General features: G+C 42.0%; 15 protein-coding genes and 2 pseudogenes. 6 read left to right on the top strand and 11 right to left on the bottom strand.

All coding sequences use genetic code 11. The features are described 5' to 3' along the window. Positions 1-76 precede the first annotated feature (76 nt). Together BCV39_RS14015 and BCV39_RS14010 are read right to left on the bottom strand one after the other, a co-directional pair. Positions 77-520, bottom strand: a pseudogene (locus BCV39_RS14015) (carbon-nitrogen hydrolase family protein); the annotation flags it as partial. Between the two features lie 73 nt (positions 521-593). Further along, positions 594-1,016, bottom strand: coding sequence for a lysozyme inhibitor LprI family protein (locus BCV39_RS14010; RefSeq protein WP_102433579.1), 423 nt, complete (start codon positions 1,014-1,016; stop codon positions 594-596). 374 nt (positions 1,017-1,390) lie between these two features. Here BCV39_RS14010 and BCV39_RS14005 point away from each other — a divergent pair, with 374 nt between their 5' ends. Next, the gene (locus BCV39_RS14005; RefSeq protein ID WP_102433578.1) at positions 1,391-2,968 is read left to right on the top strand and encodes an EAL domain-containing protein; all 1,578 of its coding nucleotides are present in this window, start codon (positions 1,391-1,393) and stop codon (positions 2,966-2,968) included. Positions 2,969-3,050: 82 nt separating this feature from the next. Here BCV39_RS14005 and BCV39_RS14000 read toward each other — a convergent pair whose 3' ends face one another. Further along, entirely contained in the window at positions 3,051-3,950 is a 900-nt protein-coding gene (locus BCV39_RS14000) for a LysR substrate-binding domain-containing protein (RefSeq protein WP_102433577.1), read from the bottom strand. A gap of 139 nt (positions 3,951-4,089) precedes the next feature. Between BCV39_RS14000 and BCV39_RS13995 the strand changes: the two genes are divergently transcribed. Next, positions 4,090-4,938, top strand: coding sequence for a DMT family transporter (locus BCV39_RS13995; RefSeq protein ID WP_102433576.1), 849 nt, complete (start codon positions 4,090-4,092; stop codon positions 4,936-4,938). 185 nt (positions 4,939-5,123) lie between these two features. Here BCV39_RS13995 and BCV39_RS13990 read toward each other — a convergent pair whose 3' ends face one another. Then, positions 5,124-5,603, bottom strand: coding sequence for an Sbal_3080 family lipoprotein (locus tag BCV39_RS13990; protein ID WP_057621948.1), 480 nt, complete (start codon positions 5,601-5,603; stop codon positions 5,124-5,126). A 195-nt stretch (positions 5,604-5,798) separates the two neighbouring features. Between BCV39_RS13990 and BCV39_RS13985 the strand changes: the two genes are divergently transcribed. Continuing rightward, positions 5,799-6,197 carry a hypothetical protein gene (locus BCV39_RS13985; RefSeq protein WP_102433575.1) on the top strand — a complete coding sequence of 133 codons (399 nt, stop codon included), beginning with the start codon at positions 5,799-5,801 and terminating at the stop codon, positions 6,195-6,197. Positions 6,198-6,264: 67 nt separating this feature from the next. On the opposite strand, the gene BCV39_RS13980 is transcribed toward BCV39_RS13985, so the two are convergent. From BCV39_RS13980 to BCV39_RS13970, 3 genes are all read right to left on the bottom strand, one after another. Further along, a complete protein-coding gene (locus tag BCV39_RS13980; RefSeq protein WP_102433574.1) occupies positions 6,265-6,816 on the bottom strand; it encodes a hypothetical protein in 552 nt (183 codons plus the stop codon). Positions 6,817-6,950: 134 nt separating this feature from the next. After that, positions 6,951-7,895: an RDD family protein gene (locus BCV39_RS13975; RefSeq protein ID WP_102433573.1), complete on the bottom strand. Its 945-nt coding sequence runs from the start codon at positions 7,893-7,895 to the stop codon at positions 6,951-6,953. A 127-nt stretch (positions 7,896-8,022) separates the two neighbouring features. Continuing rightward, positions 8,023-8,727 carry an alpha/beta hydrolase gene (locus tag BCV39_RS13970; RefSeq protein ID WP_241902321.1) on the bottom strand — a complete coding sequence of 235 codons (705 nt, stop codon included), beginning with the start codon at positions 8,725-8,727 and terminating at the stop codon, positions 8,023-8,025. Positions 8,728-9,725: 998 nt separating this feature from the next. Here BCV39_RS13970 and BCV39_RS13960 point away from each other — a divergent pair. Continuing rightward, positions 9,726-11,363 (top strand): methyl-accepting chemotaxis protein, encoded by a 1,638-nt coding sequence (locus tag BCV39_RS13960; protein WP_102431309.1) that lies wholly within the window; start codon positions 9,726-9,728, stop codon positions 11,361-11,363. 127 nt (positions 11,364-11,490) lie between these two features. On the opposite strand, the gene BCV39_RS13955 is transcribed toward BCV39_RS13960, so the two are convergent. The 3 genes from BCV39_RS13955 to BCV39_RS13945 all read right to left on the bottom strand — a co-directional run bounded on the left by BCV39_RS13955 (position 11,491) and on the right by BCV39_RS13945 (position 15,580). Next, positions 11,491-12,078, bottom strand: coding sequence for an SAM-dependent methyltransferase (locus BCV39_RS13955; RefSeq protein ID WP_102431308.1), 588 nt, complete (start codon positions 12,076-12,078; stop codon positions 11,491-11,493). A 46-nt stretch (positions 12,079-12,124) separates the two neighbouring features. Continuing rightward, entirely contained in the window at positions 12,125-12,304 is a 180-nt protein-coding gene (locus BCV39_RS13950) for a hypothetical protein (RefSeq protein ID WP_102431307.1), read from the bottom strand. 381 nt (positions 12,305-12,685) lie between these two features. Continuing rightward, the gene (locus BCV39_RS13945; protein ID WP_102431668.1) at positions 12,686-15,580 is read right to left on the bottom strand and encodes an Ig-like domain-containing protein; all 2,895 of its coding nucleotides are present in this window, start codon (positions 15,578-15,580) and stop codon (positions 12,686-12,688) included. 754 nt (positions 15,581-16,334) lie between these two features. Here BCV39_RS13945 and BCV39_RS13940 point away from each other — a divergent pair. Together BCV39_RS13940 and BCV39_RS13935 are read left to right on the top strand one after the other, a co-directional pair. After that, a pseudogene (locus tag BCV39_RS13940) lies at positions 16,335-16,621 on the top strand (AraC family transcriptional regulator); the annotation flags it as partial. Between the two features lie 254 nt (positions 16,622-16,875). Beyond that, positions 16,876-17,919, top strand: a complete 1,044-nt coding sequence (locus BCV39_RS13935) for an AraC family transcriptional regulator (RefSeq protein ID WP_102431681.1) — start codon at positions 16,876-16,878, stop codon at positions 17,917-17,919. Here BCV39_RS13935 and BCV39_RS13930 read toward each other — a convergent pair. Then, a complete protein-coding gene (locus BCV39_RS13930) occupies positions 17,897-18,808 on the bottom strand; it encodes an alpha/beta hydrolase (protein WP_102431680.1) in 912 nt (303 codons plus the stop codon). The two genes, BCV39_RS13935 and BCV39_RS13930, sit on opposite strands and share 23 nt — an antisense overlap. Between the last annotated feature and the right edge of the window lie 523 nt (positions 18,809-19,331).

Genomic DNA, 19,331 nt, shown 5'->3' with positions numbered 1-19,331 from the left:
AAATGTCATTCCTAAACCAAAGGGCAAGGTTATCTAACCTTGCCCTTTTCGATCAAACGCCATTAGACGAGAAATTCTAACGACTCAACACTGAAGCTATCTCTTGCATTTCATCGAACACATCAACACCATTGTATTGAGGCGCAATAGACAGATCCTGAATACTCACACTTTCTAAAGATTGCTTGTCGCTGAGTTGAGTCACTAACTCACCTTTTGGTGAATAAACTCTACTGCCACCACAATATGTCGCGGAAAACGCATCTACCACATCCTGCCCAACGCGATTACACGTCACGACATTACACCCCTCTTCTAAAGCTCTCGCTTGAGCAATGGCAAAGCTATGATGACCACCAAAATTCGCTGGATGGAGAATAACGTCTACCGACTGATATGCCCTCATGATTTCTGGGAACCAAATATCAAAGCAAATCGCGACACCGAACTTCAATCCTTTAAAATTAAATGTCAGTAGTTCACTTCCTCTAGAAAAGTACTCTTTGTCGAATTTCGTTTGATCCCCTCTCACTTGCCTACGCGAACGCCAACGGTTGAAGCAAGCGCACACTCTCATAAGCATCTCAGCTCAACTACTTCATCAGCTTGGGCTCTGGTAAAACGGGGGGCGTGCTATCCATATAGGTTAAGAAGTTTTCCCATACCTCATGTGTTCTCTGCTTAGTGAGTTTGGTTTTGCAAGAAAGCGTCATAACCCCTCGAATGGAACCATCGCGCCATTGGGTATACACAGAGTCACAATGAGCCAACATGTACGTCTGCCAGCTCTCCTGAGCCTCCTTCATTGAAGCCACCAGCTCAGCATCATAAGCATTGTGCTCAAAGCTGGCTGCAAGGTATTTATCCAGTTCCGCTTGTGCAGATTCCAACTCAATTGCGGCACACTGATTGATCTCGATGGTATTCATCGCATTCTCACAATCGATAGCACTTTGATCAGCCAACGCAGAGAATGAGAAGCACACGACTATGAATGCTAATATAAGTTTTTTCATAAACATCCTAAATATTGTCACCCCTGAACGGTTCGATGATATTTCCTTATAACCTTGTTTAACTTGTGACCATATCAGCTAATTAGATTAAACATGGCTCTATATTTAAATCTCTTTCGATCTTTAAGCAAATAACATCAAAATTTATCGGGATATAAGCGTTTGTTATACGTGTGAATAATGCAAAATATCACCAATCCCACCAATAAAAAAACGAGATAACATCAAGATTTCGCTGGTAAAAATGGAAAATATATTATCTTTATCAATAATTCATGCGCGCATTCACAATATTTATTATTACTATTGCTACGCAATCGTTAAATTTATAAATTAAATTGAATGCTCACCCAATCGGTAACGCTTCTCCAACTATGGATATCAAGTACCAACATTTTGCCAAGACTTCGCTCTACTTTGCCATTTCTTTCTTCTTCTCTATGGCATTGCTTATCCCGTTTACACCAACTCACTATCAGAATTTAACCCAAGACACATCAAAGCTCGTCGAAACACAACTTGAAGGTATCCAATCGAGGTTCGACCGTTTTTTATCAGGCATCACCCCTGACCAATCTTGCGATGTAATTGTTAGACAGATGCGACAAACCGTTTTTGATGCCGATTGGGTAAAAGAAGCAGCCGTATTCAACAAACAGAACCGTTTTTACTGTTCGACCACCGATGGTGAGGTTTCGTTTCACCTTTACAGCACTATCAGAGAAAGGCTCAATGACGATCCGAATTTAACCACCCTATCGTATTCCAATTCGGCCATCACCCAAGTGCAATCCATCATGCTTATTTTCTCGAATAAGGAAGATGCCGGGGTGAGCCTGATGATTCCGCCGCACTTTATCTATGACATTGTCGAAACAAACCTTAACAGCCATGGAATACAGGCTAAAGTTGAAGTGATCAAAAGAGACATCCACCCTACTAACATTGACTCATCATTAGCCAAGGTGCGTATACAATCAAACATTTACCCGCTGACCATCACCTCATACATTGGGTATCAGTATTATCTTCACTTCATGTTGAGCTATTTATGGTTTGGCTTTTTGATGGCCGGAATTACGACCATTATTCTCCTTTCCGTCAAACATAAGAAACAGAGCCAACGTAGCTTAGAGTATTCGCTTTCAAGTGCACTAAAAAACAAACATCTACATGTTCACATGCAGCCCATCGTTAACCAAAACACCAACGAGATCGTTGGCTGTGAGTCATTATTACGATGGAACGACCCAATTGAAGGTAACGTATCCCCTGCTATTTTCATCCCACTAGCTGAAAGCTTAGGGCTGATTGAGGAGCTAACTTACTTCGTGCTACGCAAAGTATTAATGACGCTGAAAAGCAATCAAGACGAGTTCGAATCAAAGTACATCAGCGTCAACATCAGTCGCAACGTTGTGTCCAACAGTAACTTCTCTAACAAGGTAATCAGTATCTTTAAAAGACACCCTGAGATCCTCAAGCAGGTGGTATTTGAAGTAACAGAAGATGGTGAATGTTCTGATGCCGATATGGTCAAAATTAGAGACAACCTTACCAAGCTATCGAACATGGGCGTTAGAATCGCGATTGATGATTTTGGTACAGGCTACGCCGGATTAGACTTTGTAAGACAGTTCCCGTTTAGCATTCTCAAAATCGACCGGGTGTTCGTGAAAAACATCTCCGACGAATCCAGCTTTGGTCTCCCTTTACTCGAATCCATGCTTCAACTATCACGAACCTTAGGTATGCAAGTCATCGTCGAAGGTGTCGAGTACGAATCACAAGTAAAAATCTTGTCTAAGCTAGGTGTCGACTATATCCAAGGCTTTTATTTTTATAAGCCGATGCCGATAAACCTGACGCTAAGCTTGCTTAAGCAAAAGCATTTTGAGTCTGATAGCATTGAGAAGCCTTCGGCATCAACGCAGGAGTGTGAGCAAATTTAAACTGTTTGATAATTGCAGCCTGCGTAGACTCTTTTTACTACGAGTCTACGCTTACCGCGAGCATAAGGGTCTTGTTTACGGCTTACTCATAATCAAAACATTGCTGTTTAAGCCAATGGCCTAACGTTTTGATTTCAAACTGCTTAGCTCTCGATTTTTTGTAGACAAAATACATGTTGTCGCCAGTCGGCAAATCGTGCATTGGGATACGAACCAAGTTTTGTTGAAGATCTTGGTCGTTAAGAAAGTAGTCGTTCAGGAACGCAATACCTTGATGGTATTTCACGGCCTCGGCGGCCAGTACCATGTGGCTGAACTGGCTAATTTTCACATCCTTTGGCAAGCTGAAGCCACCGCGTTCACACCACTGAATCCAGTCTTTCGCTTCACCGCCATCCTTGAAGATTGAACTTACTGAAAGTAATTGCTGATCCCACAGAGCCTCTGGCAAAGGTTTATCTTCGATCCTCTGCCACACCTTTTGGCTACAGAACGGATATAACTGCTCTTTGTATAGGAAGTCACTAACGTAGTTTTTCTTAGGCGGGTAGGCAGTGATAAAGCAGTCGGCAACTTGATCTGAAAACTCAGGCTCATCGGCTACCATACTTAACGTTAAGTCGATTTCTGGATGCTGTTGGCGTAAGTTTTCGAGCCTAGGTACCAACCATTTCACGGCCAGAGAACTGTACATTGCAATCCGAATTTTGCCACTGTCACCTTCGCGGATTTGGTAGCTGGCTTGCGCGATATTCTGTAATGAATGAGACACATCTTCGTAGTAACGCTCTCCTATCGGGGTGAGCGATAAACGCCTTCCCTGACGCACAAACAAGGTTTCACCTAAGTATTCCTCCAGCAAGCGAACCTGATGACTCACCGCACTTTGAGTAACATGAAGCGCTATAGCCGCCTGAGAAAAGCTATTAAAACGAGCGACTGACTCGAAACATTGTACTGCTCTCAATGGTGGTAATTTCATTATTAGCTCAGCTCATACTAAGTGAATTTTTATCATTATATATGAAACCATTTTATGCATTAAGATTACGCCATCACACTTCTTCACTTTCTTTTTAACTCACACTGAACACGCGTCAGTCAATGATAGGAGCTTCTTCATGCCTACAATGTCTGTTGGAATGGCAATGAGTTTACTCATTGTCGGCAATCTAATTGCGGTTTTCTCTGATGCCTTAATTAAAACCTTAGGCGAAGACACTGCTGTTTTTCAATTTGTCTTCTTCAGACAACTAACTGCCGTGTTAATCCTTCTGCCTTTTTGTTTTGGCGTGAGTAAAAAGAGCTTCACCGACGGGCTAAAATGGCATGCCTTGCGCGCGCACATCTGGTTACTGGGTGCAATCTTTATGGTGTTTGCCATCAATGCCATGCCATTGGCTACCGCTAACGCGATTTTCTACGCCGCACCTTTGATGATGCTTCCGTTAGCCTTGGTCTTTTTCAAAGAACAACTCAACCGCTACTCTGTTGCTGCTGGAATATTCGGCTTTATGGGCGTTCTGGTCATCATTCGCCCGACAGAGATCGATTGGGCGGCCATTGCTGCGCTTATCGTGGCGTTAACCATTGCCAGCAATAACTTATTAATCCGCAAACTTCCCAAGCACCAAACCGTCGCACAAACGTTGCTGTTAACCAACTTAGCGGGCGTTCCGGCATCACTTGGGCTCGCCATTTGGGAAGGCCGTGAATGGAATTGGTCACCACTTATCACTGCCGCAGGTTCAAGCGGTTTTATCCTCATCTACGCGGCGATATGTGTCGTCACTTACCGGTCGGCAGAAAGCAATAAAATCGCCAGTGCTGAATACAGCGGCTTACTCGGAGCGGTGGGAGTTGGGTTGGTCTGGTTTGGTGAAATGCCTGATATTGCAATGGCGATTGGCACAGCGATGATCATACTGCCACTCATCTGGCTGGCTCGAAATGAGAAGAAGCAAAGCTAACAAAGTTTATTGATACCAGGCCCTGAATACCAAGCGAAATGAGTAAGATATCACTTCAGACAAAAGCTTTAATTAATACGAACAATGTGAAGCCGTAACTGTAAAAGCAACGGCTTCGTCTGTTCGAACAGAGCTTAAAGAGAAATAGAAAGCGAACAAAGGGGTGAGTTAGTCAGCTAATTAGGCTAGTTCGTCGCTTTTGAATCTGATGAATTGGCCGCTTTCGTCGCTTCTTCAGCGGTTTTCTTACCAAACACCGTATCCATCATAAAACCAATACGCTTAGATGCATTACCGAACTTATTCGGGTTAGCCGTATATGGAACTTTAAACTCTACTTCACCTACTCTTTGCCCGTTCTGATAAGCATTGATCTCCGCTTGCTTTAAGAACAAGGCTAAGTCCCAGCCCCAATGGCCTTCATACTCCAATGTTAGCTTATCAAGATCGTGCTGCGACTTATCTGGTACGACGGTGTAAGTATAATCGTTATCTTGCAGCCACGTTTCCATGGTATTTAAGAACCCTTCACGTGTTTCAGCGTCTTTAACAATCACAACATCCACTTCAGTCGTAGGTTCTGGAATCGCGCTCCCTGTGTAACGAGGGGCTCCACAACCAGCCAAAATTAAAACCGAAAGCGATAATAGTAGGTATTTTTTCACGTTACATATCCATTAATGATTATTTGGGTGAATAGTACCATAAAATAAAAACAGCATGTCATATACTAAGGAGTCAACAAGACATTCCTTGTTACATAAAGCATTGAAAAATAGCGAAAGAAAAACCAACGACCATGGGTCTCCTTTGATGGACATTTAACTTCATCGCATCTTGAGTACATTAAAAGGAATACCATGGAAAAGACACTTCAAACCAAACTGGCGACCAGCCTACTACTGCTGAGAATCGGCATTTTTATAGTCTTCTTGTTCTGGGGCTTGGATAAGATCCTTGTGCCTGAACACGCGACAAAAGTACTGTTCGGCTTTTACGGCATCGACGTGTCGAACAATGCGATGATGGCGCTGGGTGTCGCTCAGCTTGGATTTTTAGGCGCATTCGTCGTCGGCATGTGGAAAAAGTACACCTACGGTGCGGTTTTGGTCCTGCACGCAGGCTCAACTTTCGCCTCTTTTGGAAAATACATGGACCCGTTCAACAACCTACTGTTCTTTGCCTCTTGGCCAATGCTCGCAGCCTGTATCGCACTATTCTTACTGCGCGACTACGACACTTACAGCGTTGCCAACTAACACAAAGGGCGCCTGTTACTGGCGACCTTTGTGTTTAGCTTGATTATTAAACGTTTGTTATAGCTCTTTATCCTCGGGTAAAAGCTTTAAGAATGTTATCTGCAACAGAGTTACTTTCGAAGTAATACTCTAACGAAACGTATGGGGAGCTTTCATAAACTAAACATGAAGCACCGACTCGCAAATCTCCAACGGTTTTAGAGTAGCTCGATTTACCAGCTTCAATCTGAAATGCTGGATAATACTCCTGAAACTTGTCAACCAAATAGCCTAAAGCTGAAATGCATTCACTCTTACTGATAAAACCTCGCTCGACTTTAACTCGACCCACCAATCCAGAGCCATTGTCTATTGTAACTTCGTAGTCTGATACAAAACTAAGCTTTGAGTCAGTATCTATCTCTAAAGGCACTCGAAAATTAGTAACTGGACTATCAGTAGCAATATTGAAGTTTTTCAAAGGTACGACTGGAAAAGGTTTAGCTACTTCAACTTCAAATATAGGGAAACCTTCACCTTGAGAGGTTGTGTGTTGTTCTACTGAACTAAAACCACTCCCCATCATATAACCAAGGGTGGTCATGCAGGCCATGACTAAACCTATTTGCATTTTGTGCATCTGATTCCTTAGACTATCGTTGAGCTATAACGAATGACAGGGATCCCCTTTCGGAGGATCTTCCACAATTGTGCAGTACCTAATTGCACCGAAGCTATCATTTGAACAAAATTTAAAGCCTTGTTAGATGACGATTACTCCGAACTTTTGAGTTCTTGCGGATTAAACTTGTAGTTATAACTATTCCACTTTGAAGCAATACCAATATCATAACCGTAGGTAAGAGTTACTTTAATCAAGTTTTTATTTAGTGACTCTGGGTAAGTATAAATTATAGTTTGGACTAGTTGCTTTGCGATCTCTGAATCTCGAACACTATCTTTATAAAGAAAAGCTTGAGCTTTCACATATGTCGTTGTTTTACTGCCAGACTTTGATGAAGCAAAAGTTGTTGAACCTTCTGTGACCCCTGCATATTTTACTGACTCATTATTATTGATTGCTTTCTGTGTTACTAACAGTCCCTTGAACGATTCTGATTCAGTTAAGTCAGAAGTAAGAGCGGGGACAAGGATCGCAGTAACAAATAAGCCGGTAACCACCACTAAGTGAGGTCTCCAGACTGATGGCAACTCTTCAGAACTAGCCTCTGCATTTACGACATAAGTGCCTACGGCAAGATCATGTAATGACTGTCGGGTTACGCGATTAAAAATATATAAGTAAGTAATTGAGCATAAGCCACCAAATACGATAAACGATAAGAGGTACATTAAATATGGGATTACTGCTTCGTTAGTAATTTGTGTTCCATTCAGAGAAAATGGAACGGCAAGGAAGCTATACCTCAAAAAGGACTTCGGTAGGCTGATAGTTGAATTGCATGAGTCAACAACTCTTATATTTAGAAGCTTTTTCCCTATTGTCTGGCCATTTAATAAAGAGCTATTCATTACACCAAAATATGTAATTGACACAACAAAGCCAATCAACCTTCCCCACTCACCAAGCTGGACGAAAACATCTTCTAGAAATAAGCCGACAACATACCCCAATACACCTAAAAATATTGTGTCAATAAACAAGGCTCCGATTCTCGTCCAGAAACCACAAATCCATTTTTCTTGTACTTCTTCCAAAATATAATCCTTACTATGATGCTTGAAAGTAATCTAACGAATGACATGGATTCCCCCTACCGAGGATCTGCCACACTTATGTGGTGCTCAATCACACCGGACACACCATGTCTACTTGAATTACTGATTAGGTTATTAGTATCGCTCGCTTAATAGCTTCAGCTAGCCCATCGGCGTTTTCCCACGCCATTGAATGCCCAGCATCAGAAACAACGCTGATCGCTATATCGTGGTTACTCAGCTCTTCTGTATCGCGGTCAGGTAAAGATTCACTACCAAATATATAAGTTCTGTTTACGTTCAGAGAATACAACCTATCACGCCAACTCGGGAGTTGCCCTTCTATCAAGGACACGGCTTGCCTGTGTGTACCTATCGCTGAATTCACGGCTAAACTGGCAGCCCATTGAGTATTTTGGTCATCGATGCTGTGTTGCACTATCTGGGCGTGACCGTGATTGGCATATTCAAGCTCGGTGTAGCTCGCAATCTTCTTGCTAAAGAACCCGCCACCGGAATCAAGATTGGCCTCACTCAACACCAAGGCCTGCAGTTGTGGTTGAACTTTTTCAGCCAACACAACCGACACAGCGCCACCCATGCTGTGACCGTAGATAACAAACTTATCCAAACACAAAGATTGAATAAACGCCTCAAGATAAGCCGCGTGGCTACAGATGGAATAATCGAAGTCCTCAGGTTTATCACTAAACCCAGAACCTAACAAATCAACAAGAATGCGCCGATGAGGAAGCAACCAATCACTAGCCGCAACGGCCGGATAATCAAACGAGGAAGCACAGCCAATACCATGTATAAAAATAATAGGCACTTCCGAACCGGGAAGATCATGATACCTGAGTATCGCGTTGCTCCCCCTTAACCTTAAACTCTTTCATTTATTCCTCTGAAACCAACTGAACACAACACTTAACATATACATACTTCACATACCAAGCGTGTCGAATTGCTTATTATTGATTAGCCAATCAAGCCACTGAAAACACAATGCGCTCTTGGCTTTCATCATCTTTCAACTCAAGTAAAATGCCTTCGGCCTTTGCGTCTTTTAATGCGTTAACTAATGCTTCTAATTACTCCCCGTTTTCGTCAAATTTAGACGATATGTTCTTGGGTAAGAGTGTCACAACCAACTTTGCCAAGCCTAAAGGAACCACCAAGCTGTCCTTTAGCTCACTAGTTTCAAAGCAATAAGTGTCCATTTTGAGCTTACGCATGCAAAAATACTCGCCGAACACATGGACTTACTAGAGTACCTTTTCTTTGAGATTTGTCTGTGAGTTACATGCGAGAAATGAAACATTACACATATTAAAAATGCATTGATTGGCCCACTCTAAAACTGCGACAGCTCAGGGCCATCTTGAAGGTGACAATTACATGTATGAGAAAGGTGTTTGTTGAATTGGATGCTAAGAGAGATTTTGTAAGGAGAAATAGCGCCGTAGCCATTTGTGTGACGCATGGGTTTAAAAATCTAGTTTGATTAAGTAAAACAAATTTAAATCACTGAAAATATAGGGGATTTATATCAACCTACCAAAGCACATTCGGCTATGATGAAGCTAATAATCATATATTTCAATTTAAATAACTTCTATTTTTAAATATATTTTATTAACTTAATAATCAGCCAGTTTAATTATTCAATCTATCATCAATCAAAAAAACTCTTTAATTTACATCCTACCCCAAACTAAATGATTTTTATGTGCTAATTTTACAATATAAAAATTAAGATATTCTGGTTCTAATTTAACATAAAACCTTTGTCTTGCGTTGGTGAATTTTTGGTTAGGGGATAAATCCATGATAATTAAAGAAGTTAAAAACGTATCGATTGCTATTAGAGTTTGGGCGATTCTCGCTTTGTTTGCAATCGCTTTACTTGCAAATACCATTTTAAATATAGACGGCTCACGCCAACATGTACGTGAGAGTTATCAAAAAGGGGTGAAAATTCTAGTTCAAAGCGCCGTTAGCGTTATTAAGCATTATGAAAATCAAAGTGCAATAGGGAAATTAAGTGAAGAGGAAGCACGTGCACGCGCATTGGAAACCATCTCAAATATGCGATTTGATGGTGGGAATTATATCTTCGTAGGTGATCGAGAAGGAAAGCAAATAGCTACAGGCGTCCCCTCTCTTTTAGGAAAAAATATTATGGACCTTCAAGATAGTAAGGGTAAATATTTTGTCAGAGAGATGTACAGCATTTCGAAAAATGGTGGTGGATTCATTGATTATCATTGGAAAAACCCGAACAAACAAACGCTAGAGCCAAAAACCAGTTATGCAATAATGTTAGAGCCTTGGGGATGGATGGTTGGTTCTGGTGTAAATATGGTGGCCTTACAAGCGACGACTCACCGAGCTGAGATGACATCGATAGGTTATGCAATAGGCATTTTAACGGTTCTCTCACTGATCGTTGGTTACTTCATCAAAACCATCACTCTCCCAATAAATCGTACTTTGGCTGCGATGAAAGCATTATCAAAAGGTGAAGGCGATCTAACGCAACGTATTCCCGAAGAAGGGAGCAAAGAACTGATTTTCTTGGCTCGTTATTTCAATCAGTTTGTAGAGTCTATTCAATCAATGATGCTCGGGATTCAGGGAATTGGGACTCAAGTATCAGCGTCGGCAACGCAACTCACTGATTCGGTACACCAAATAGATAATAGCCTTAACCAGCAAAGAAACGACGTGGATATGCTTGCGACAGCCATGACAGAAATGCTTGCTACCGTTGAGGAAGTTGCTGGGCGAACCGTTGAAGCAAATGAAGCAAGTCGGTTTGCAGCGCAGGAGACACAGAAGAGTTCCTCAATTATTCAAAATAATGTGATAGAAGCTAACGAAATGGCGGAAGTCATTACCTCTGCAGGACAAGCAGTCCAGAAGCTGGCGCTTGATGCAAAAAATGTGGATACGGTTCTAGAAGTTATTCGAGGAGTCGCAGAACAGACAAACCTCTTAGCACTCAACGCCGCCATTGAAGCCGCTAGGGCTGGTGATCATGGTCGGGGCTTTGCTGTGGTAGCAGATGAAGTAAGAACCCTGTCTCAACGTACTCAGGAGTCCACACTTGAGATTCAAAATATTATAGAAAAGTTGCAAGTTGGCGCTGAAAATGTCGTTACAGTAATGCATCAAGGGGTTGATAAAGCGAATAAAGCCTCAGAGCTATCAGCGCAGGCAGGATGCAAGATTGACGAGAGTAACAAGCAAGTTAATAAGATCGAAGGTATGGCGCAACACATTGCAACTGCTGCTGAAGAGCAAACACTCACCGTGAACGAAATAAACCGTAACGTAGCCAGCTTGAGTGATATGGCGACTTTAGTGTCGAGTGAATCTACCGAAATGGCTAATTCGAGCCGGGAACTCAGAGGTATCTCGGAAAATCTCATGTGTACAATTAACCGATTCAAACTTGCATGATGCAAGAATTTGCTTTGAAAAGCGGAAGTTTCCTACGCGTAAAAACGAATAGCAGTAGCTCACGCAGCTACTGCTAGAACTGATTTCTTCCATTGATTGCAAAGACAGCTTCCACAGGAGAATCAGTCTAAACACGAACATAAACCCCTTTTTTCAAACACCGCATCCCTTTAAGTTCTAGTGCATGGGAGTTATCACAGATAAAAACATGCCCTCCGGGTATGAGGATGTCTTGAGCATACTTACGGACAATATCGTGATACTCATTGGTTAATGATGCGATAACAATCGCATCTAACCTACTATTGTACTGATTAAAATTAACGTGGTCGAAGTTATTAAATGTGATTTTATTTTCTATTTTTCGATTGATGGAAAAATGACTATTCTTCATTTTAACTTTGTTAGACTCTAGATATTCAGCTAATTCACCTCGGGTGTTACTAAATAACCTTTCTTTGAAGTTCCCTTTACAGTTGATTTTTCTAAAACTATTGTTGTCAACCAAAGACATAATCCGACAAAAACCAGATGAGATCATCTCTGTCTTTTGTTCGTAATAAGAATGTAACATTGCCAATGAAAAACTATCGTAATATTGACCTGTATCTAAACAACAAATAAGTAAATCACTCCCCCGTATCTGCCTTTCGATCACAAGCTCACTGTAGTCTCTATATAATTCAGCGTTATAGAAAAAGTTGTCAGTTACCATATTTAAACCTTGAGGTTTTGTTTTACTCGATTTAAAAAGAGGCGAGTTAGCTAGTGGGATAAATTTTTTCGACAAGCGATAAATTCACACAAAAAACAAGATTATGTGGTAAGTCTGAATATGCCACTCCAACTTCACCAGTCACAAAGTTAACGGACTTTGCTATATCTTCTTGAAAGTGTTCAAGTACTAATTGCAATAAGCAATCTTTACCCAACATATCCATCAATACTCCTTTAGAGTTAGAACTGAAATTATTATATAAGTATAGAACCTAATAATGGTCAAACCTGAATATATATTTTTTAGATTAAATGCGATGTAAAGCAATGATTTTCAACTATATTAATTTATTTTTAAATTTGTCCACGCCCTTTACTTTTTCCGGCCATGAGTTCAAGTAATGAAAACCATGTATCCAAATCAACGAGGAAAATCGTGCTGACGCACTTTGGGGGCATGCGATGTGAAGTGTTATGAAGCACTATTCACCGCTTTTGGCTAAACCCCTTTATCACAAGGGGAATCTGGGGCTCTGAATGATTGGGGAACAAATAACGGAAGGCATAAGCGCCTTCCGTCGTTCAAGTAGGTGATAAGGTAAGTACTACTTACTTACGCTGATCATGTCGTTAAAGTAATCCACTTGCTCTGCCATGCTCACACTTTGGTTGTTATAGCCTAGCGCCCACATAAAAAAGCCACCGTAGCCGTTATCTTTCTGCCATTTAGCACGGTCTAGGTTGTTCTGGCGCGTTTCGACAAAGTTACCACCTGGCTCTGGTGACCACTGACTGTTTATCGTATTACCTAAAACAATCTTCGACTTGTCTCCAATGTACTCAGCGTAGTTTGCCATCGCGACTTCATATAAGAAGTTTCGACCCGCGTCGTATGTCATCACGTTAAAGAAATCGAAGTCGTTCTTGGTTGCTTTCAACAGATCAATCACTTCACCGTGGTGAGATGAACGGCCAGACTCTTCAATGTAAGAACAGTTTTCAAACACGCTTGCATCCATACATTCAACAGGATCCGCGCCTACGTGGTAAGTCGTCAGAGAAAGAACCTTCGTATTGCCCACCTTCTCACGGATAAGCTTGATCAAAGCCGTCAAGTCTTGGTTCTCTTTGTCTGTGATTCGCGCCGCTTTCTCAAAGTCGAAGTCCAGGCCATCAATGTGCACATAACCCGCTAACTGGTACTTGCTGTAATCACAGCTGCCGTCTGAATGTGTTGCAAGACACTCGCCTTCCACCTCTTCAGCGTTTAGGTTCTTTTTGTACACAGGGAATGGTGTATGTACCAAATCAACTAACCCGTTCGCAACCGATTCACGGCTTTCAGGCGTACTGATCGCCGACCAAATGCTTTCGTAAGTTTGACCACCAAACGCAACCATCATGGTGACATTTTCATTGTCATGCTTGAGCGTTGACCATGCTAGGTACTGTGTTGGCATCCAGTCCGGATTGTAATTCGGTGGTGTTAGCATGCCATCAGAGATCGTGATGTTACCGCTTGCGTCCCACTTACCAAATGACAATAGATAGCCATCACCTTCTGAGTTGAACAGCTCTTGGTAGTCATTCAAACCCCAAGACGTTAGGTAACTGATAGAGCGATCAGGGTTATCGACTAAGTCACCACCGCCTGTGCTTTCTTTGACCGTAATGTTAGACGTTGCAGAGGTTTGCTCTTGGTTGTCCGTATTTACCGCTTTCGCCGTTACAGCATATGTACCCTGCTGAGCACCTAGCCACTCATATTCATAAGGTGCTTCCGTGTCTTTAAACAGCTCGTTACCATTCGCGATGAAGCTTACCGAGGAAATATCGCCTTCGTAACTCTTCGCGTCTGCTTTGATCGAAATCGCACGACCTTCGAAGTAGCTTGAGCCGTCAACAGGAGATGCCAAAGAAACAACCAAGTCTTTATCGGTAATCGCTAAAGAAATTGGCGCCGCCTCCGCACTCGCACCTTGGTCATCGTAGGCAACAACCGTCAATGTGTATTGGCCTTCAACTTGGGCAGGCACCGTGATGGTGTAAGTATCGCCTTGTGAAGGCGTGTTTGATGTCGCAACCACTTGACCATTCAATTGAACATCAACGCGGGCAACTTCAGTATCATCCGATGCATCGACTACAACTTCGAATGCTTGGTTAGGTGCGATTTTCTGTCCATCTTGCGGTGATTGAACGTCCACCACTGGCACAGGGTTCGGATCACACTCACCCGCTTCATCCCAGGCATCTTTCCACGCATCAGGATAACTTGGATGACCGGTTCCAGGTGTCCATACAGGGTTACCACACCAACCCGCTACCGTACATGAGTAGATATTGCCAATGTTAGTGACTTCATCACCGACTTTATAGGCCACACCATCTTGGTACTGAGGTATGTCACCACAGCTGGTGCTTGTACCTGTCACCGTGATGGTTAAATTCTTACTAGAGACATGTTGCTCGTCATCTTTTGCTTCCGCACGAAGCGTAGTAGAGCCTGCCGTTTGCGTTGTCCAGTCACAAGAGAAATCTTGGGTCGTTTTCGCATCAAGAGAACACACTTCTGAATCGTTAGCGAAGAACTTAACCGTCGCTAAGTCATCATCTGCATCTGTTACATGCGCTGAAATTGTGATGCTGTCACCTTTTTGGTGAGAAGAGCCTGCGTCTGGCGAGATAAACTCAATCACAGGTGGATTTGGCGCCGTCGATTCTGACTCTACCGTCACTTGAACTGCTTTTTCTGTGAGTTTATCGCCACTGTCATTGAAAGCCATCACAGTGATCGATGCTGCACCAACTTCGCTTGGAAGCCAAGCTTGTTGGTATTCTGTTGTACCTTCTACAACGTTTTGCTCACCTAATTTGGTACTGTTTGCCCAGAACTCGAGTTTGCTTGCACCCTCACCTTCGACACCCGTAATGATGTCAACATTCGTACCTGTGTAAACCACTGAGTTTTGAGCAGGCGCTAAAATATCCAGTGAAAATTCTGGTGGAGGAACCACTTCGCCATCCACTTTCACCACAACAGAATTCTCAAACGCATTCAGATCTGTCAGTTCGCCACCGAAAGAGATAGTCAATGCCGCAGATTCACCTAAGGCCAGCTCACTATCAACCCAAGAGCCTTCTGGGAACGTCAACGTCACGGCGTTCAATACCCCATCCACTTGCGTCGTATGAGAGATTTCCCATGATGGGTAAGAAAGATGGTTCGACGCCCAGTTGATCTCGTTAATCGCTACTGGCAATAAAAATTCGATCACGGCTTCACGCATATCTGCGCTATCTGAGCCTGTATTTGTGATATCTAGCTTATAGGTGCTCCAGTATTCACTTTCTGACTGAGCTACTGCATCAGTACTGAACTCACTAGCCATGGCTTGTGAAATTGGATTCAACAATAAGCCAGAGCAAAGCATTATTAGCCCTAACGCGCGATATCCAATAGAGTGAATCTGTTTAGCACTGCTCTTTCTTAGATACATACTTGATTCCTTAGTTTTATATTAATTATTTTATTTCTGCAATAAACCTTCAATTTGAAATTAATCCCACCCTTGCAAGCACACTTAATTTATACAAGAAATTAACCAGCAAGGAATTTAACTTTTACTTATTGAATAAATATCAAAGTTTATTTAATTATGAGATAAAGCCCAAAATTTCGGAAAATACAATTATGTAAGGCCCCTTTAAACCATGCACTTAGAATGAACTAAATTAGGTTGAACTAATTTATAAAAGGGAGGAGTGATTAAATTAAGCTGGATAAGAAAAGGTCTTGTCAGCATAACTAGCAGACAAAGAAACCACGCACAAACCCAAATATTACAATAAGTTAAACAAAACCACTCATCTAAAAGCATCTATAAAAAGAACAATTCTCATACTAACCATGAAGTCTATTTCGCTAAAAAAGGTTCATCGAACACTAACTCCCATCTAAATAACAAATTTTAATATGACGTTTAAATTAAAATAACAGTAACAACTTCAAGTTGGGTTTTATTTTTATTTTGAATTAAAGTCACAATTTATTCATGGGAAAGAGTCATGTATAAACAGAATTATTTAGAGTATTAATTCTATTTGCAAATGAATTATTCAATTAAAAATTTAATTATCTCTCTATGACTTCAATGTCTTCCATTAAAAACCGAACGTCACGCCTGTGTTTTATGCTTGTTCTGTATTTATTTTACCCGACGATTAAAAAGGCAAGCCGAAACGCGCCTCTCACAACTTCAAAAACAGCCTGATTTACCGTTTACATTAAAAGAATGGGCGACAACAGTCGGTGCATCTGAACGCACGCTGTCTCGATTATGCTCGAAAGAGTTTTCTCAATCTTTTTCACAATGGCGACAAAACATTAGGCTAGTTTTATCTTTGCAGTTGTTAAGCTCGAAAATGAGCATTCAAGAAATTGCTATCAAATCGGGATATTCTTCTGATTCCGCTTATGTACAGGCATTTAAGAAATTGTTTAATCAGACACAAAAAAATACCGAACAGCAAACCTTTAGCACGTATTCTGATTCGTTGTTTTACAAACCCAAATGACACCTGTGATGATGTGACTCTTACCTAACCTTTTGTGGGGCAAATGCGCCCCTAGCCCAACTTGAATATCGGACATAGTTCGATCTTTGAGAGAATGGTTGATAACCTCAATCAGCTAACATGTTGTGAACTGACCACTTTTTAGAAGCACTCTAGATTGATAGACGATGAAAATTGCGATATTAGTTAGCTATGACTTAAGATTTTGGTAACACTCATGGCAGATAACACTATCGAAAAATCCGTTTCATTCGCCTCTGTCATTGATTTAGTAAATGCCTATTCACTGTTGCCTGCCGCTTTGCGTAAACAGGTCGAAGCATCTAATCACCTTAACGGTATAATCCTTGAGGCCATTAAAAATAGCGCTAAGCTATCGCTATCGAATCGGCTTCCAGAAAGCCAAATGGTTGCCTTATGGTCACTGCTCGAACAGCACCATCCGTCGCCCGAAATTGGACTCATCATTGGGCGAACTATATCCCATGAATCAAAAGGTGTGCTCGCGAGTTGGGTGAGCCAATGCGCGACGTTAAGGGACGCATTCAACACGTTCCAAAGTAATATTTTTCTGATGAATTCTTCGGAATGTTGGCAAGTGGATGACGATGGACAGCAGTGCCGCTTAACCCTCTCCATTGAATCACGCCATGATTACCCTAGAGCCGCCATTGAACGCAGCATGAGTGCAGTGGTGATGTGGGCAAGAATGCTGAGTGCCCATTCCTTCCCGCTAACCATAGCTAAGTTTGGGTATTTAGCTCCGCACTATGTGGATAAATATCAACCAGTTTTTGGAGAAACCATTGAATTTAACAGTGCTTATCACCAGCTGATATTTGAATCGAAATGGCTTAACCTTCCCATTGCGACAAGTAGTGAGTATCTGAAAACGATGATGGCAAAAACCGCACAAAGCCACCTTGAGACATTAACGCAAACCCAGCCTCTCCAGCAGCAAGTCAGGACCATAGTAGTAAACGGACTAGAAAATGGAGAACTACTTAGCATAGACAAGGTTGCACAGCAATTACACTTCAGCCGACAAACGCTCTACCGGAAACTGGAAAGAGAGCATACCTCTTTCCAGAGTATTCTTGATGATACAAGAAAGCAGTTAGCAGTCCGTTGGCTGACTCAAACCCCGCCTCCAAGCGTTACCGAGTTGAGCTATCGTCTTGGTTTTAAAGATACCAGCAGCTTCTACAAAGCGTTCAAGCGCTGGCACCAGGTTAGTCCTAAGGCTTACCTTTCGAGATAAACTGTTTAAACGCCTCTGCGGATCGCTCTGGGACCTCTTCCATCGGTAAGTGTCCAACGTCGTCATACACTACAGCATAAGAGCCTCGAATATCACGCTCAAACTTTCTCGCATTTTCAGCTGGAAAATAACGGTCTTCCTTCCCCCACAGAATAAGAGTCGGCTTGGCAATTTGTGTTATCTTATCCGAGTCCTGATCCAGCGATGCCTTGACGCGACGTGTGAATCCCTGTCGATTTTGTTGGTAGGTAGTCAGTTCGTAGTATCGATCAATCAACGCCGCATCCACAAGTAGCGGGTCGAAGTAAACTTCTTTAAGCCCATCTTCGAACATAAACCTTGGAGTGACATGTTCCATTATTTTGTCGATGACTGGCCACTGGGCCATCGCAATGCCTGGTGGCCACGATTTTTGTGGATACCCTAAGGCATTTATCAACGTAAGGGTTATAACCTGCTCTGGATGTTGTAAACCGTATTCCCAAACTATGCGTCCTCCTAAAGAGCTACCGACAAAATGTGCTTGTTCGATGTCGATCTCTCTCATAAAGGCACTTAAAAAGGCAATATCGTCAGCGATTTCGTACTGGTTTTGAGGCAGATGCCCAGTTAAGCCAAAACCCGGTAAGTCCATACGTACGACGCGATAGTCTTGTTTGAGGATTTGAGTCCATTGCTCCCACGCGTGAAGTGATGACGAAGTGCCATGCAATAAAATCACCACCTCACCCTGTCCTTCATCTCGATAATGCACTCGTTTGCCTTCAACAGTGGCAAATTTAGAAGCGTGATTTGTGTATTTCTGTTCAATGGCTTGCGAGCTATTTTGTGCGCCACATCCTTGCAGAAAAATGACCAAAGCCATTATTGGTGCCACATTCCAATTCATACTTCCCTCTCCTCATTTAATGTGCTTTCTAGCCTGGAGACTTGAGTGTAGAGACTATGGTGGTGAGAAATAGGTCTTAAGGTTGCAATATTGTGTTTTTAGGACTCATTTGACTTTAATGGGGGAAGAAGAAAGAAGGAGTTCAAGAGAAAGAGCGATTTGACACACGAACCAAGCCATGAAAGCTTGGTTTATGCTCGGCTAGGCAGCTGACTTTTGAAACATTAACAAGATGAAAAATCGAGCATTTTACGAGTCTAAACCCCGAAGGGGGGAGATGTTTGATGGATTTGTTACGTGTATTGCGCAACGTAGTCCGCAATATTGTGGCTAGCTGAGAAGTATTGGCTTATAGGTAAGTTTAAACTTTGTAAGTGTTGGACGTCAGATTAGTTATATTTGATCAAAATTCCGCCAACATAGAGCGTAAGTGTTTTGGCGAAACTATTAATGGGATACTTTCGAGCTAGAAAGTGCCACGGGTAAAAATTCAACCTGAGAAGCTTTTGGACAAAAGTTTGTT

This window comes from Vibrio sp. 10N.286.55.E10, from assembly GCF_002872555.1.
GTDB classification, from domain to species: domain Bacteria; phylum Pseudomonadota; class Gammaproteobacteria; order Enterobacterales; family Vibrionaceae; genus Vibrio; species Vibrio crassostreae.
Note: the sequence above shows the minus strand (reverse complement) of the source record. Positions and strands in the feature narration are given on the sequence as shown.